Source organism: Paenibacillus apii (assembly GCF_011043685.1).
GTDB classification, from domain to species: domain Bacteria; phylum Bacillota; class Bacilli; order Paenibacillales; family Paenibacillaceae; genus Paenibacillus_AQ; species Paenibacillus_AQ sabinae.
In genome coordinates this window covers 870,083-884,901 of the sequence record NZ_JAAKGU010000001.1, presented here as the reverse complement: position 1 = coordinate 884,901, position 14,819 = coordinate 870,083, and the positions used below count along the sequence as shown (strand labels likewise).

Genomic DNA, 14,819 nt, shown 5'->3' with positions numbered 1-14,819 from the left:
CTTCTATGATTAAAGGCCGTATCCACTCTCTTGAAACCTTCGGAACCGTAGACGGGCCTGGTATCCGTTTCATTTTATTTATGCAAGGATGTCTAATGAAGTGTCAATACTGTCACAACCCGGATACATGGGCTTTAGATGAAGGTAGAGAAGTGACTGTCGAAGAGATTCTCAAGGAAATCGAACCTTACCTGAATTATTACCGTACCTCCGGTGGTGGATTGACCGTATCCGGTGGAGAGCCGACGCTGCAGGCAAAGTTCGTGGAGCAACTGTTCACCGAAGTGAAGAAACGTTGGAACCTCCATACGACTCTAGATTCCAATGGATATAACGAGGGAGATAAAATTACGGATCTCTTAAATGTAACGGATCTTGTACTTCTTGATCTCAAGCATATCGATGACGAAGCTCATATCAAGCTGACTGGCAAATCCAATGACCGCACCCTGAAGCTGGCCCGCTGGCTGTCCGATCATGGACGCAAAATGTGGATTCGTCATGTCTACGTGCCCGGCATTCATAATAAAGAAGAAGACCTCATTAATTTGGGCCGTTTTATTGGAACGCTGAACGGGGTGGAGAAATTCGAGATTTTGCCATATCATCAAATGGGCGTGTATAAATGGGAAATGCTCGGCAAGGCTTATGAGCTGGAAGGGGTTCCTACTCCCGGGGATGAAGAAATCCGGCGGGCTTACCAGCTGATTGAAGAAGGCCGCAAGCAGACGACCCCGGTGTAACTACGAACTCGAATACCGATCAGAGCTTCATTAATGGGGTTCCGATTTTGAATAACGATGAGAGTCACTCATCGGAGATCGCGGCATCGCATAATAAGGCTGTTCCCTTTCCGAAGACGACCGGATGTTGGGAAACAGCCTTTTTAATTGGATTCAGGCGAAAGAGAGCTGTTATTTGTTTTGATTTCTTGCTTCGTCCTTTACCTCTTCTCTGAATCCCTCTATGCTGTTCAGACGCCGTTCATTCTTGTCTTGAAGCTGATTTTTCTCGACGGAGGAAATCTCGTCGCGGTGTTCGTTTAAATAATCCTCCGTCTCCCGATAGTTCCGGATGGTGTTTTCAATATTGTTTTGCAAATGGGCTACATTGTCTTCCCGGTTATCCGGTTTGGGTCTGTTCATTTTTTATCACCTCCCGTAAATAATGAAAAGCGCCGACTTGTTGACGCTCTTTGCCGTTAGTATTTCCCTCCAAGTTTGATGGATATGCGCATATTGATTTCCGTCTTTTACAAATTTTCTCCATTTTACTGAAACTTTTTGCTGGGACTTGCGTCTAATAGTATGTTTTGTTTTGGGGAAGCCATGATAAGAGCGCGGGCCGCCTAAGGGCGGCTGTGTTTTTGTCGGAAAGATAGAGAGCGGCTGAGCCCATACGGTCATAGATTTTTTGTTTACTAATAAGGGAGCAGAAGGAGTCATACCAATGAATGTTAGAAAACTGGCTTTAATTGCTGTACTAACGGTGGCACAGACGGCTTCGTCATTACCGGCGTTCGCTGAGTCCGCTGCATCGGCACCGGCATCGACAGCAGCCAAAACCGCAGCTGCCGATGCTGCATCCTCTCCATCGCCGTCAGCTACTGCTGCATCATTAACGGGAACCGAGTCCCCAGCCCCGACCGTGTCGCCAGAGGCTTCGCCAACGACGGAGCAGCCCGGCGCGACTCCGGAACCGTCAGCCTCTGCGCTACCATCAGCTTCGCCGCAGCCTTCAGGGGCGCCACTGCCGACCGGAGCTCCAGCCGTACAGATTCCGGCCAGCACAGCAGGGAGCGGCCAGCTTGTTCTGATGATGAACAGCAACAAGATGTATATGAACGGAGTCCTGTATTTGGCGGGACAGCCGATGGCAGTAAAGAATGGTGTCTCTAACGTGGCCATTCGGGCAATGGTCGAGCGTGTGGGCCTGAAATTGACCTACAACGGAGCAACGAAAGAAACGATTATCATCAAAGACGGCAACGAGCTTCGTTTCAAGACAAACAGCAAGATTTATACAGTGAACGGTAAAGCCACCCTGATGAAAGGTCCGGCCTACCAGTATAAGAATACTTTTATGGTGCCGCTGACCTCGATTACTCAGGCGCTTGGCATTCCCTATACAGTGGATTATGTGCAGAAACGGGTCATCCTGACTCTGCAGACAAAGCCAAAGGCATCCTTTACCGTGCAGCCTTCCGAGATTTTTGCTGGAGAAACGACGGTCAATTACGTGACCAGCAGCCAGGCGTTTAATGGAGCGACCATCGTTGAGGAACGTTGGGAAGGACGTCAGGACGTTTTTGCGCAGCCCGGCTATTATACAGTCAGTTACTCAGTTAGGGATTCGAATGGTCAATGGAGCGACCCCTATCCGGTAACCATCAATGTTCTGAAGCCGAATCAGCCTCCGGTAGCGCAGTTTACAACGAATAAAGATGAATACAAAATGGGTGAGCCGATTACTATTACGAATATCAGTTCCGATCCGGACGGGGATGCGCTGACCGAATCGTGGTCCAATCGCGCGCTGGCCTTTTTTAACCCGGGCCCTGTTCCCATTCAGCTGACGGTCACCGATACCCACGGCCACAGCAGCACTTTTGAGAAGGTAATCAACATTACGAACGAAGTGCTGTACAGTCAGGAAGACTTTAACAAGCTTTTTGTGCCGCTGGGTGATATTTATACAATCAACGGAAGTGTAGTTCCGACATGGAACAAGGTCACATATACCGTCAGTTCGGACCCGATTACGCTGATCCGCAGCAATAGTCCCGAAACAGTGAATTCGGAAGGCATTGTTTATCAAGAGACGGCGATGGGCAGCAGCCGGATTATGGTTCATCATAAGAACCAGATGTCCACCAACATGAAGATGTATGTAATCGCAACGAACGATAATATTTACCCGGCAACGATTACGACTCAGCAGTCCGGGTTTGGCGGGCCGCTGGATATTCCGACAGCCACCGGCAAAAAGTCGATCGAAACCTACCTGCAATCCATGTCTATGGGCGGTGTTTACGACAATGTCACGCTGCAGCCCGGCGAGAGCAAACCGGTTCTGACTGCAATCAACAATGTGACGATGAAGCCTGGGCAAGTCATTTCACTGATGTCTGATGTATTCAGCGATTACCCGGTCAAATACTCCATCATCATGATCGACGCCACCAAGGATCCGCTGCAAACTCTGCCGACCCTAAACTACCTGGATCGCGACGGTGTACATAACCGCGGAACGTACCCGGATGCGAACCGAATCATTACGGTCACCGATCCGGTGGGCCAGGCGCCTTCAAGACTGGTTCTGGGAGATAACAACACTGACCTGAACCTTAAGGGCATGGACGCGCTATCGGGCACGGAAGCATCCAACTCTGGCAACTTCGGCGTTGTCTACAAAATAACGCTTACCCGTGTCGCCCCGAACACACTGATTACGCTCAATCCGCGCGGCGGAAAGTACCAGGGACCGCTGCTGGTCAACGGCAATATCATTGAAGCCCCCAATGCGGGCGCGGTAGATGCCCCGAATCAGAACAGCGTCCTGTACCGGACCAGCAACCTGGAGCAGACGGTAGAAATCGTGTTTACCCCGGCTTCGGGAAGCAATCTGCCGATTAATCTGCTGTTCATGCCGCTTCCGCCTCAGAAGACGGAATAACGGATTCGTTATCATTTGTATACATTTTTTCCCGGCACAAGTGCTTGTTAAGGCTTGCTGCCGGGATTTTTATTTAAATATAAGAATTTGTTAGCGGAGCGCTTACCATTTTATCTTATATTTCTACGAAAAAAAGTGCCGTCCCTATAAGGACGGTGAAGCCGTTTCTTTTTCCCGGGAAATAATATTTGGGGGTATGGCGGCCTTCATTGACGGCATTATTTTTTTGGGGCATTATTAATAGATGGGTTAAACCTTGATCCTCTATATTATGGGAGATGAGCTTATGCTGTCGACAGAAGAGATATTGGTGGCCATGTCGGAGCAGGGACTGCGAATCACCGATCAGCGCAAGACGCTTGCCAAATTGTTCGGCGAGAATACGGGTTATTTGTCCGCCAAGGATGTATATAAACATATGGAACGCAAGTACAGCGGACTAAGCTTCGATACGGTCTACCGCAACCTGCGTGTTATGGAAGAGCTGGGGGTGCTGGAGCAGATCGTTTTTGAGGATGGAATCAAATTCAAGGCGAGCTGCAGCCAGGACCATCACCACCACCATATGATTTGTCTCCAGTGCCAGAAGACGTACCCCATCTCTTTTTGCCCGATGAATATGACGGATACGCCCGATCAATTTCGCGTGGTGAAGCATAAATTCGAAGTATTCGGGTACTGTAGGGAATGTGAGGAGGCGGGGGCAGAGGACAAAGCGGCTCGCGGAGAAGAGGCGAAATAAGTATGGGAATCGGACGAAAAGCGGCACAGGCTCCGATCAGACTATACCGTAATTTCATCTCCCCTCTGAAGCCGGCTACCTGCCGGTTCTATCCGACCTGTTCGGCGTATGCGCTCGAAGCGGTGGAAGTGCACGGACCTCTCAAGGGCTCTTGGCTTGCCGCCAAACGGATTGCCCGCTGTCACCCCTTTCATCCGGGCGGGCTTGATCCGGTGCCACCGGCGAAGAGCAAGATTACCGGGAAGAAGGCGGAACGCTCTACTTGACATTGGTAAGCTATATTGGTTATATTTTTCAATAATAATGTATTTCCGACGAATGGATGAGTACATCGGGACGCCAGTACAGAGAGCCGGGGCAGGTGCAAGCCGGTCTGGAACGTCAGGTGGAAGATGGTCCGGGAGGAACCGCTCGCGAGCGATCTGAGGCCGCATAAGCCTCTGCGTAAGCCTGCGGCGTGATCCAGCGTTAATGGGCAGTTCCCGCTGTGGGAACTGGAAGAGTCCGCGCTCTGTGAGGAGGCGGAGAATTTGGGTGGTAACGCGTGAGATAACTCTCGCCCCATATGGGGGCGAGAGTTTTTTTTGCGGGCTAAAAAGATTGTACAGCAGGTGCAGCGCTCCAGAAGTGCTTGATATAGACGATAGAGTGTCTTGAGTACGAACCGGCCGGATGCACCGGCAGTGCGGCTAACAGCTGCAACAAAAGAAAGGATGACGGAAATGAGCCAGAAGAACACGTTTTATTTAACAACGCCAATCTATTACCCGAGTGACAAGCTGCATATCGGACACGCCTATTCGACGGTTGCCGGTGATGCTATGGCCCGCTACAAACGGCTTCGGGGCTATGAGGTCCGCTATTTGACGGGAACGGATGAGCACGGCCAGAAGATCGAGCGCAAGGCTGAGGAAGCGGGTAAAACGCCGCAGAAGTTTGTGGACGACATCGTGTCCGGAATCAAGGATTTATGGCGCAAGCTCGACATTTCCAATGACGATTTCATTCGCACGACGGAAGAGCGGCATACCAAGGTCGTTCAGGATATTTTTGACCGGCTGCTGCAGCAGGGAGATATTTATAAAGGAGAGTACGAAGGCTGGTACAGCATTTCAGATGAAACCTTTTATACGGAGACGCAGCTTGTAGATATTGTCCGCGACGCGGACGGCAAGATTATCGGCGGCAAAAGCCCGGACAGCGGTCATTCTGTGGAACTGGTGAAAGAAGAAAGCTATTTCTTTAAAATGAGCAAGTACGCGGACCGGCTGCTGAAGTATTACGAGGAGAATCCGGATTTTATCCAGCCGGAATCCCGTAAAAATGAAATGATCAACAACTTCATCAAGCCCGGCCTGGAAGATCTGGCGGTATCCCGGACGACGTTTGATTGGGGCGTGAAGGTCAAGGGTGATGAGAAGCATGTCGTCTATGTCTGGATCGATGCGCTGACCAACTATATTACAGCTCTTGGCTACGGCTCCGAGGACCGCAGTCTATATGACAAATTCTGGCCGGCAGATGTTCATCTCATGAGCAAGGAGATTGTCCGTTTCCATACGATCTACTGGCCGATTATTCTGATGGCGCTCGGCGAGCCGCTGCCGAAGAAGGTATTCGCGCACGGCTGGCTGCTGATGAAGGAAGGCAAAATGTCCAAATCGAAGGGTAATGTAGTAGACCCGGTTACGCTGATCGACCGCTACGGTCTTGACGCTCTTCGTTACTATCTGCTGCGCGAGGTTCCGTTTGGCTCCGATGGCACGTTCACGCCCGAAAGCTTCGTGGACCGGATCAACTACGACCTGGCTAACGATCTCGGCAATCTGCTGAACCGCACTGTCGCGATGATTGACAAATATTTCGGCGGCGAGCTTCCGGCCTATGAAGGCAAAGTCACCGCATTTGACGGGGAACTGGAAGCCGCAGCGGCTCAAACCTACGCGAAAGTGGAAGAAGCGATGGAAACCATGGAGTTCTCCGTCGCGTTGGCCGCGATTGGAGCGTTCGTCAGCCGGACGAACAAATATATTGATGAGACCCAGCCGTGGGTGCTGGCCAAGGATGAGAGCAAAACGCCGGAACTGGCTTCCGTGATGAGACATTTGGCGGAAGGGCTGCGGACGGCTTCGATTCTGCTTCAGCCGTTCCTGACCCAGGCTCCGGCCAAAATCTGGGAGCAGCTCGGTATCACCCCGGGCGAACTGACCACATGGGACAGCGGCAAAACATTCGGCCTAATCCCGGCCGGCACTAAGCTTGTGAAGGGAGCGCCGATCTTCCCGCGTCTAGACGTGGAGCAGGAGGTTGCCTACATCTCATCGGCAATGGGTGGAGGCAAGAAAGCGGCTGAAGCCGGAGCGGAAGCTACCGCTGGGGCCGCCGGCGCGCAACCAACTGCTGCTGCCGAGCCGGAAGAAGAGCACAAAGCGGAAATCGGCATCGAGGATTTCGCCAAATCCGAGCTGCGTGTTGCGCAGGTCATTGCCGCCGAGCCGGTCAAAAAGGCCGACAAGCTGCTGAAGCTCCAGCTTGATCTCGGCTACGAGCAGCGCCAGGTTGTCTCCGGCATCGCCAAGTTCTATACACCGGAGGAGCTCGTTGGACGCAAGGTGATCTGTATTGTGAACCTGAAGCCGGTGAAGCTGCGCGGCGAGCTGTCGCAGGGGATGATTCTGGCGGCTTCCAAAGGCGATCAGCTTACAATTGCGACGGTGCCCGATTCGATGCCGAACGGCGCCATTGTCAAGTAGATTAGAAGAAGCAGGGCGGATGATTAAAAAGTTTTAAAGGAGAAAGCGGCTGGGTCATTGAACCGGGCTGCTTTTTTCTATGAATTGAGGTGAGCAGAGGTATAGATTTCGAGATTCCCGCTAAAATGAATAGTAGGCGATTGACTTATCGTAATGATTACGACTATAATGCTAATAGTAAAGATTACGATCAGGAGGAGAACACTACAACATGCCAGGAAAAGGAATTAAAGGATTTATTCTTCCGCTTATACTGATTGCGGTTCTGCTGTCCGGGTGCGGCCCTAAGAGCAGCGGGACGATTGTGGAGGGCAAGGTGAATGTGGTCACCACATTTTATCCGATCTATGAGTTTGCGAAGGAAATCGGCGGAGAAGATGTTAATGCTATCAATTTGCTGCCGGTGGGCGTGGAGCCTCATGATTGGACGCCGCGCAGTCAAGATATTGTGAACACTTCGAAAGCGCAGCTTTTTCTCTATAACGGTGCGGGGCTGGAAGGCTGGGTCCCGAATTTTCTGAAGGGCCTCGAAAGCGACAGCAAGGTGCAGGCGGTCGAAGTTAGCAAAGGCATCGATTATATTATGACAAATGAAGAAGACGATCACGATCATGGCGGAGAGAGCGGCGAAGAAGCTTCCAGCGACTCCCTTCATACCGATCCCCATACGTGGGTCAGTCCGAAATCCGCTCTAATTATGGCTGAAAATATTAAAAACAGTCTGGTGCAGGTTGATCCTGCGCGTAAGGTAGGCTATGAAGAGCGTTTCGGCAAATTAGCGGAGCGTCTGAAGGCGCTGGATGCGAAGTTCGAAAGCGAGCTGGCCAAGGTTCCGAATAAAGAGATCGTTGTTTCTCATCAGGCTTTTGCTTATCTGTGCCGCGACTACGGACTTACACAGCACGCGATCATGGGGTTATCCCCGGACGCCGAGCCGCGCGGACAGGATTTGGTGAAGCTGGCGGAATTGGTGAAACAAGACGGTATCCGATATATTTTTTTCGAGGAGCTGGTTTCGGATAAATTAGCCAAAACGCTGGCCTCCGAGGCAGGGGTGTCGACACTGGTGCTAAATCCGGTGGAGGGACTCACAGAACAGCAGGAAAAAAACAATGACAATTACTTCACTTTAATGGAGAAAAATTTGCAAAATCTGATTCTGGCTTTAAAATAAGATAGAAAGCTTACGTGAAAGGGTGGATTGTCATGCAACCGGTATCCCTGGACTGCCACCAGCATATGATCAATATACAAAACCTCTCGTTCTCCTACGGGGAACAGAAGGTCATTTCCGATTTGAATTTTACCGTGAGAGAACGCGATTTTGTCGGTATTATCGGCTCGAACGGAGCGGGCAAAACGACGCTGCTTAAAATGATCGTCGGTCTGCTTCCGGCGACCAAAGGAGAAATCCGTCTGTTCGGAGAACCGGTGAGGAAGTTTAAAGATTGGGAGCGAATCGGGTACGTGCCGCAAAAAAATGCGTTCAACCCGCTGTTTCCGGCCACGGTACGGGAAGTGGTCATGTCCGGTCTTTATAACAATAAAAATGTCTGCCGCCGCATTTCCCGCGCCCAGCAGTGCAAGTGTGATGACGCGCTTGAGGTAATGCGCATTCAGGGCATTCAGGACAAGAGAGTCGGCATGTTATCCGGCGGCCAGCAGCAGCGCGTATTTCTGGCGCGGGCGCTGATTAACCATCCGGACCTGCTCATACTGGACGAACCTACGGTCGGCATCGATACGGAGACACAGGCGGCGTTCTTCGAGCTGATTACACATATGCATGCCCATCATCATATGACATTCCTGATGGTATCGCATGACATCGATATGATCCAGAACTATCTTGGTAAAGACCCGGTTCAGCGAAACGGAAAAATTAACTTTTATTCCCACCATTCGCACGAGCTTCAAAACTGCATCGCCGAAGACCTGCAGCATACGCTCACATAACTAAGATCGGCCATTGTACAACATGAGCTGATCAAGCCCTTGATCTTAGGTTTTTGCACTTAGTCTTTTGCACTTGGTCTTTTGATTCAAGATCGGCCATTGTACAACATCAGCCGATCATGCTTTTGTCCTTAGGCTTTTGCACTTGGTCTTTTGCACTTGGTCTTTTGCACTTGGTCTTTTGTTCAAGATCGGCCATTGTACAACATTAGCCGATCATGCCTTTGATGTTAGATTTTCATTCAAGATCGGCCATTGTACAACATCAGCCGATCATGCCTTTGATCTTAAGCCTTTTATCTTTTAGTCTTTTAATTCTAAGTACACCAGTAAGTTAAGCGTGTCCCGCCTTTTGGGACGTAAGCGATCATGAGTCAAACAGTCCCAGGGAGAGCCCTCCTTCACACCTTCGCCATTTGCGGGTGTCCAGAGGGCGGCTGCCCTTGGGGCCCTCCCCGGTGGGGAGGGTTTGGGAGGGGAAACTTCACATTGGATATACTACTAAGCGATTTTTTTCAGCGGGCGCTTGCGGGCGGACTGCTGATTGGCATTACGGCGCCGCTAATGGGCGTTTTTCTTGTGCTTAGACGGCTGTCGATGATTGGGGACACGCTCGCCCATGTAACGATCGCCGGGGTAGCGCTCGGATTTTTGGCCGGCTTTTATCCGCTGGGGGCGGGATTGATTTTTGCCGTCGCGGCATCTTTTGCGATCGAGAAACTGCGTAAAGCCTACAAGAGCTATGCGGAGCTGTCGATCGCCGTGATCATGTCGGGCGGTGTCGCGCTGGCTTCTTTATTTTTCACTTTGGGAAAAGGGTACAACGCCGATGTGATCAGCTACCTGTTCGGCAGTATTTATACACTCGACAACGCGGATCTTCTGGTCGTCGGTATCGTTACCGTTGCAGTGATCACCGTTGTGACGGTGTTCTTTAAAGAGTTCTTTCTGCTCAGTTTCGAGGAAGACGCGGCCAACGTCAGCGGACTGCCCGTGAAGATGCTTAATATGCTGATTACGATTCTGACGGCGCTTGTCATTAGTACAGCCATTAAGATCGTCGGCTCGCTGCTGGTGTCTGCGCTTCTGACAATTCCGGTGGCCATCAGCCTTCTATGGGCCCGCAGCTTCAGGATATCGGTCATATTGTCCGTTGTCATTGCGGAAATCGCCGTAGTCATTGGGCTGGTCATCGCGGGAATCTGGAATCTGGCACCGGGAGCGACCATTGTGCTGCTGCTGATTGCTTTGCTCGTGCTGACGCTGATTGCCAAGAAAGGAATCAGAGTATAGTTATAAGCCGCAAGAAGAGGGCTCTACAGCAAAAACCGGAAGCCTAAAGGCTGCCGGTAAAGTGACAGAAGGAGAGATGCCGCTATGTCCGACATTAACGCGGGAATCGCTTTGGCTGCAGGTCTGGCTTCATTCATTTCCCCTTGCTGCCTGCCACTGTATCCTTCTTATTTATCATACATAACCGGGCTGTCGGTACAGCAGCTGAGATCGGGTGAACAGCGGAGGGAAGCCCGTTATCGGACACTCAGCCATACGCTGGCTTTTGTTCTCGGATTCTCAGCAGTGTTCTATACGCTTGGCTTCGGAGCCGGAGTATTCGGGCAGTTCTTCATCGGGCAGCGCGAGCTGATCCGGCAGCTGTCCGCCATCCTGATCATTGCGATGGGACTGTTCCTGCTCGGCATCTTTCAGCCCCGTTTCCTGATGCGCGAGCGCAAGATGGAACTGAGCCGCAGACCCGCAGGGTATCTTGGTTCCTTCATCTTTGGCATCGGCTTCTCGGCAGGCTGGTCTCCCTGCATCGGTCCGATCCTGACGGCAATTATCGCTCTATCGGCGAGCGAACCGGGAGCGTGGTTGAAGCTGATAACAGCCTACAGTATCGGATTCGCGCTTCCTTTTTTCCTGCTGGCATTCTTTGTCGGGGGTGCTCGGCGGCTGCTGAAATATTCAGGTCCTTTGATGAAGATAGGCGGGGCACTGATGGTGTTTATGGGCATCCTGCTGTTCACGGATCAGATGTTCCGGATTACGATCTGGCTTCAAAGCATTACCCCGGGCTGGCTTAAATTTTAGGAACAACCGGATAAATAGTCAGGTAAAATAATCGATCCGGCCTGCCGGAAAATACTCAAAAATGCGCTCTGTGATAAATTCCCGCAGGGCGTTTTGCTGCTCGTCCTGATAGACGAATTTATTTTGCCCCCATCGGCCCCATTTCTTTTTGCGTTTCTCGATGTCCATCTCAAGCTTGGTCTTCGGGTAGCGCTTCTCTATAATGGCTTTGGCCGTCTTGGTAAAACGGTGCTGAATCATTTCGAAGGTCAGGTCTTTATCTGCCTCGGGGGGAAGGGCCTGCGCAAGCTTGGCCAGCAGCTCGGCATAACCTTCTTGCCAGCCGTCATACCAGATGATCGGCGCTATGATGAATCCCAGCGGATAACCTGCCCGGGCCACCTGCGCGGCAGCCTCGATCCGTTCTTCAAACCGCGACGTGTTCGGTTCGAAATTGCGGATCACATAATCGGCGTTAACGCTGAACCGGATGCGGGTATGATTGTTATGTGCAAGCCCTAGCAGCGGTTCGACATGCTGATATTTTGTCACAAACCTCAGCCTGCCGAGAGGCTCTTCGGCCATGAACTGAATAAGCTCTGCAAGGGAACCGGTGATATGCTCAATCCCAAGCGGGTCCGAGGTGCAGGCCGCCTCAAAGGTTGTAATTTCGGGCGCTCGTGCTTCGATATACCGTTTGGCTGCGGCAATAATGTCGCCGGTGTTGACGTAGACGCGAATATAGGGCTTGGCTCCAAGCGTTGTTTGCAAATAACAATAATGGCAGTGGCCCATGCAACCGGTGGCGATAGGGATGGCATATTCCGCAGACGGCTTCGATTGGTCGAACTCCAGGGTCTTGCGGACGCCGACAACAAGGGTCCGTTTGGCGATTTTGTACTGCTCCAGTTCACCTTCTCCGGGCAAATTGGTAATCCGGTTATGGGAAGTCGTCATACGATAAGGAATATCGCGTTCGCGAACGCACTTCATAATCCGCTCGCCCTTCGGGTATGAGAGCGCGGCCGGCTCAAAATACACCAGTTCCGGAATAAACAGCCCCGTCGGTTTTCCTGGCTTTCCGGGAACCAGACGTTCGGGCGTCAGCACTGTCATCACTTCACACTCCTTCACAAAAAGGGATACGCTTATTTTGACGAATTGACGGTTCCGGGAACCCTGGCAATCATATGCAGCGTGTACGGAAGCTTCCTATGCGCTTGCGACTTGCCAAGCTCGGGGAGAAACATGTATCATTGGTAGAGCAAGGTTTGGCCTTTGGCGCCATGGAAATATAGAAAAGAGGTAATTGCATGCCAACACCCAGCATGGAGGATTATTTGGAGCGCATATACAAGCTGATTGATGAAAAGGGATATGCGCGGGTTTCGGATATTGCCGAAGGGCTGGAGGTGCATCCTTCTTCCGTCACCAAAATGATCCAAAAACTGGATAAGGACGAATATCTCATCTATGAGAAGTATCGCGGACTCGTCCTGACCACCAAAGGAAAAAAAGTAGGCAAACGCCTGGTCGACCGGCACAAACTGCTGGAAGAGTTTCTCGCGATGATCGGCGTACAGGAGCAGAATATTTACAGGGACGTCGAGGGGATCGAGCATCACCTGAGCTGGGATTCCATTACCTGCATCGAGTCGCTGGTTGAATTTTTCCGCCGCGATCCTAGCCGAATACAGGCACTGAATGAGATTCACCAGGAGCTTTACGGCGATTCTTAGCTGGAAGAAACGGCAGCCGTTCTAATGGAACGGGTTCCGTTTTCTCTGGTACCTATACTTTAAAAGACCGGAAACGGTGATTGTCCCGGGTGGGGCGGTCATCCGTTTCTTTTGTTTATTCGCAACCTTTTCCGGTTATTCTCGTCCAAACTTGTAGTATAATGCAGGACTGCAATTTTGGGGGAGGAATTATGAAACTGAAAAAATGGTTCACTGGGATGCTATTGTTGCTGCTGCTCCTGCCGCTGCTGTCAACCGGCGCCGCCCGTGCGGCTTCAGCAGCCATCACACTGGAACTAGACGGAATGACAGTTGCCAGCGACGTGCCGCCTTATATTACGGCCAAGTATGTCACCATGGTTCCGCTGGGGGTAATCAGCAAGGGGCTTGGCGCGCAGGTGCAGTGGAATCAAAGCACCCGCAACGTCACAATCGCCAAAGACGGCATTGAGCTGAAGCTCACGAGCGGCAAAAAAACGGCTTTGGTCAACGGCTCATCCGTCTTACTGGACAACGCGGTCGTAATCCGGCAGGGCCGGATTATGGTGCCGATCCGGTTCGTGGCGGAGCAGCTTGGGCTTCAGGTCGTCTGGAATCACGCGGCGAAGCAAATTTCGCTGTATACGGGAGCGGAGCCTCCGCAGGTGAGAGATCCGGTGAATCCGACGGTACCCACTGTGCCGGTACCTGCGGTTCCAACCATACCGGCGCCGACTGTGCCATCGGTTCCTGCCATTCCTGGCGCCGGGGGCAAGGCGATGAAAGGGGCATGGATCTCCACCGTTTTTAACCTGGATTGGCCTTCGGCGTCTTCCTACGGGAAGATCGACCAGCAGAAAAAAGACTTCGGCAGCCTGCTCGACAAGCTGAAGGCGATCGGCTTCAACGCCGTATTCGTGCAGGTGCGTCCAAGCGGAGACAGCCTGTATCCGTCCTCGATTGTTCCCTGGTCGAAGGTGCTGACCGGCACCCAGGGAAAGGACCCGGGATATGACCCGCTTAAGTATATGGTGGACGCGGCGCATGACCGCGGAATGCAGTTCCATGCCTGGTTCAATCCGTTTCGGGCGACGACGGATTCCGGAACAGCAGCGCTTGCGGCCAATCACGTCGCCAAATTGCATCCGGATTGGATCGTTAAGGCGGACAGCAAGCTGTATATCAACCCGGGAATCCCCGAGGCCAGACAGAGCATTATCGACACAGTGCTGGAGGTCGTAAGAGGCTACGACATCGATGGCGTTCATCTGGACGATTACTTCTACCCGTCCTCCGCTTTTGATGATGACAGCGCGTTTCAGACGTATAATCCCAAAGCCATCGTCAGCAAAGCCGACTGGCGGCGGGAGAACATCAATGACTTCGTTCACGAGCTGGGGAATCAGATCCATGCGATTAAGCCCGCGGTTTCGTACGGAATCAGCCCGTTTGGCGTCTGGCGTAATATAAATAAGGATGCTACAGGCTCGGATACTTCGGCCGGCGTGTCTGCTTACGACGACATGTACGCCGATGTGCGGACCTGGATCCGGCAGGGCTGGATCGACTATGTCGCCCCGCAAATCTATTGGAGCTTGTCCTTTGAGAAGGCGAGATACGATAAGCTGGTGGACTGGTGGGTGAATGAGGTGCGGAATACGGATGTGAAGCTGTATATCGGCCAGGCGGCTTACAAGGTGGGTGACTTACACCAGAGTGCCGAATGGCAGAGCGGAGAGCAAATCATTAATCAGTTAAAATATAATGAGAAATACGAAGCCGTACAGGGAAGCATTCTCTTCCGGGCCAGCGACATCGTTGTACGGAATCCGGCTGATTTGAGCAGCCTGTTGACGTTTTATTTTAAACCGTGACGCCTTAAGGCATGAAATATCCCCCGTGCTC

General features: G+C 51.8%; 13 protein-coding genes. 11 read left to right on the top strand and 2 right to left on the bottom strand.

Annotated features, from left to right (window positions below; genetic code table 11):
- Window positions 1-5: 5 nt before the first annotated feature.
- Window positions 6-743, top strand: a complete 738-nt coding sequence (pflA, locus tag G5B47_RS04475; RefSeq protein ID WP_165094764.1) for a pyruvate formate-lyase-activating protein — start codon at window positions 6-8, stop codon at window positions 741-743.
- A gap of 171 nt (window positions 744-914) precedes the next feature.
- On the opposite strand, the gene tlp is transcribed toward pflA, so the two are convergent.
- Window positions 915-1,145 carry a small acid-soluble spore protein Tlp gene (gene tlp, locus G5B47_RS04470; RefSeq protein ID WP_165094762.1) on the bottom strand — a complete coding sequence of 77 codons (231 nt, stop codon included), beginning with the start codon at window positions 1,143-1,145 and terminating at the stop codon, window positions 915-917.
- A 304-nt stretch (window positions 1,146-1,449) separates the two neighbouring features.
- Between tlp and G5B47_RS04465 the strand changes: the two genes are divergently transcribed.
- From G5B47_RS04465 to G5B47_RS04430, 8 genes are all read left to right on the top strand, one after another.
- Window positions 1,450-3,675, top strand: coding sequence for a copper amine oxidase N-terminal domain-containing protein (locus tag G5B47_RS04465; protein WP_165094759.1), 2,226 nt, complete (start codon window positions 1,450-1,452; stop codon window positions 3,673-3,675).
- A gap of 286 nt (window positions 3,676-3,961) precedes the next feature.
- Entirely contained in the window at window positions 3,962-4,417 is a 456-nt protein-coding gene (locus tag G5B47_RS04460; protein ID WP_165094756.1) for a Fur family transcriptional regulator, read from the top strand.
- 2 nt (window positions 4,418-4,419) lie between these two features.
- Window positions 4,420-4,683, top strand: coding sequence for a membrane protein insertion efficiency factor YidD (gene yidD / locus G5B47_RS04455; protein ID WP_025335754.1), 264 nt, complete (start codon window positions 4,420-4,422; stop codon window positions 4,681-4,683).
- Between the two features lie 456 nt (window positions 4,684-5,139).
- Complete coding sequence (gene metG, locus G5B47_RS04450; protein ID WP_165094753.1) at window positions 5,140-7,170, top strand: methionine--tRNA ligase; 2,031 nt, start codon at window positions 5,140-5,142, stop codon at window positions 7,168-7,170.
- A 211-nt stretch (window positions 7,171-7,381) separates the two neighbouring features.
- Window positions 7,382-8,344 (top strand): metal ABC transporter solute-binding protein, Zn/Mn family, encoded by a 963-nt coding sequence (locus tag G5B47_RS04445; RefSeq protein WP_165094751.1) that lies wholly within the window; start codon window positions 7,382-7,384, stop codon window positions 8,342-8,344.
- Between the two features lie 32 nt (window positions 8,345-8,376).
- The gene (locus tag G5B47_RS04440) at window positions 8,377-9,126 is read left to right on the top strand and encodes a metal ABC transporter ATP-binding protein (RefSeq protein ID WP_165094748.1); all 750 of its coding nucleotides are present in this window, start codon (window positions 8,377-8,379) and stop codon (window positions 9,124-9,126) included.
- Between the two features lie 489 nt (window positions 9,127-9,615).
- Window positions 9,616-10,419 carry a metal ABC transporter permease gene (locus G5B47_RS04435; protein ID WP_025335750.1) on the top strand — a complete coding sequence of 268 codons (804 nt, stop codon included), beginning with the start codon at window positions 9,616-9,618 and terminating at the stop codon, window positions 10,417-10,419.
- Window positions 10,420-10,503: 84 nt separating this feature from the next.
- Window positions 10,504-11,217, top strand: a complete 714-nt coding sequence (locus G5B47_RS04430; protein WP_165094745.1) for a cytochrome c biogenesis CcdA family protein — start codon at window positions 10,504-10,506, stop codon at window positions 11,215-11,217.
- An 18-nt stretch (window positions 11,218-11,235) separates the two neighbouring features.
- On the opposite strand, the gene splB is transcribed toward G5B47_RS04430, so the two are convergent.
- Complete coding sequence (splB, locus tag G5B47_RS04425; RefSeq protein WP_165094743.1) at window positions 11,236-12,312, bottom strand: spore photoproduct lyase; 1,077 nt, start codon at window positions 12,310-12,312, stop codon at window positions 11,236-11,238.
- 197 nt (window positions 12,313-12,509) lie between these two features.
- Between splB and mntR the strand changes: the two genes are divergently transcribed.
- Together mntR and G5B47_RS04415 are read left to right on the top strand one after the other, a co-directional pair.
- Window positions 12,510-12,935 (top strand): transcriptional regulator MntR, encoded by a 426-nt coding sequence (gene mntR, locus G5B47_RS04420; RefSeq protein ID WP_165094740.1) that lies wholly within the window; start codon window positions 12,510-12,512, stop codon window positions 12,933-12,935.
- A 191-nt stretch (window positions 12,936-13,126) separates the two neighbouring features.
- A complete protein-coding gene (locus tag G5B47_RS04415; RefSeq protein WP_165094737.1) occupies window positions 13,127-14,788 on the top strand; it encodes a family 10 glycosylhydrolase in 1,662 nt (553 codons plus the stop codon).
- The last annotated feature ends 31 nt before the right edge of the window (window positions 14,789-14,819 follow it).

Bases quoted from the DNA above. Each gene is read 5' to 3' on its own strand.
- pflA (WP_165094764.1), top strand. From the start codon at position 6: ATGATTAAAGGCCGTATCCACTCTCTTGAAACCTTCGGAACCGTAGAC.
- tlp (WP_165094762.1), bottom strand. From the start codon at position 1,145: ATGAACAGACCCAAACCGGATAACCGGGAAGACAATGTAGCCCATTTG.
- G5B47_RS04465 (WP_165094759.1), top strand. From the start codon at position 1,450: ATGAATGTTAGAAAACTGGCTTTAATTGCTGTACTAACGGTGGCACAG.
- G5B47_RS04460 (WP_165094756.1), top strand. From the start codon at position 3,962: ATGCTGTCGACAGAAGAGATATTGGTGGCCATGTCGGAGCAGGGACTG.
- yidD (WP_025335754.1), top strand. From the start codon at position 4,420: ATGGGAATCGGACGAAAAGCGGCACAGGCTCCGATCAGACTATACCGT.
- metG (WP_165094753.1), top strand. From the start codon at position 5,140: ATGAGCCAGAAGAACACGTTTTATTTAACAACGCCAATCTATTACCCG.
- G5B47_RS04445 (WP_165094751.1), top strand. From the start codon at position 7,382: ATGCCAGGAAAAGGAATTAAAGGATTTATTCTTCCGCTTATACTGATT.
- G5B47_RS04440 (WP_165094748.1), top strand. From the start codon at position 8,377: ATGCAACCGGTATCCCTGGACTGCCACCAGCATATGATCAATATACAA.
- G5B47_RS04430 (WP_165094745.1), top strand. From the start codon at position 10,504: ATGTCCGACATTAACGCGGGAATCGCTTTGGCTGCAGGTCTGGCTTCA.
- splB (WP_165094743.1), bottom strand. From the start codon at position 12,312: ATGACAGTGCTGACGCCCGAACGTCTGGTTCCCGGAAAGCCAGGAAAA.
- mntR (WP_165094740.1), top strand. From the start codon at position 12,510: ATGCCAACACCCAGCATGGAGGATTATTTGGAGCGCATATACAAGCTG.
- G5B47_RS04415 (WP_165094737.1), top strand. From the start codon at position 13,127: ATGAAACTGAAAAAATGGTTCACTGGGATGCTATTGTTGCTGCTGCTC.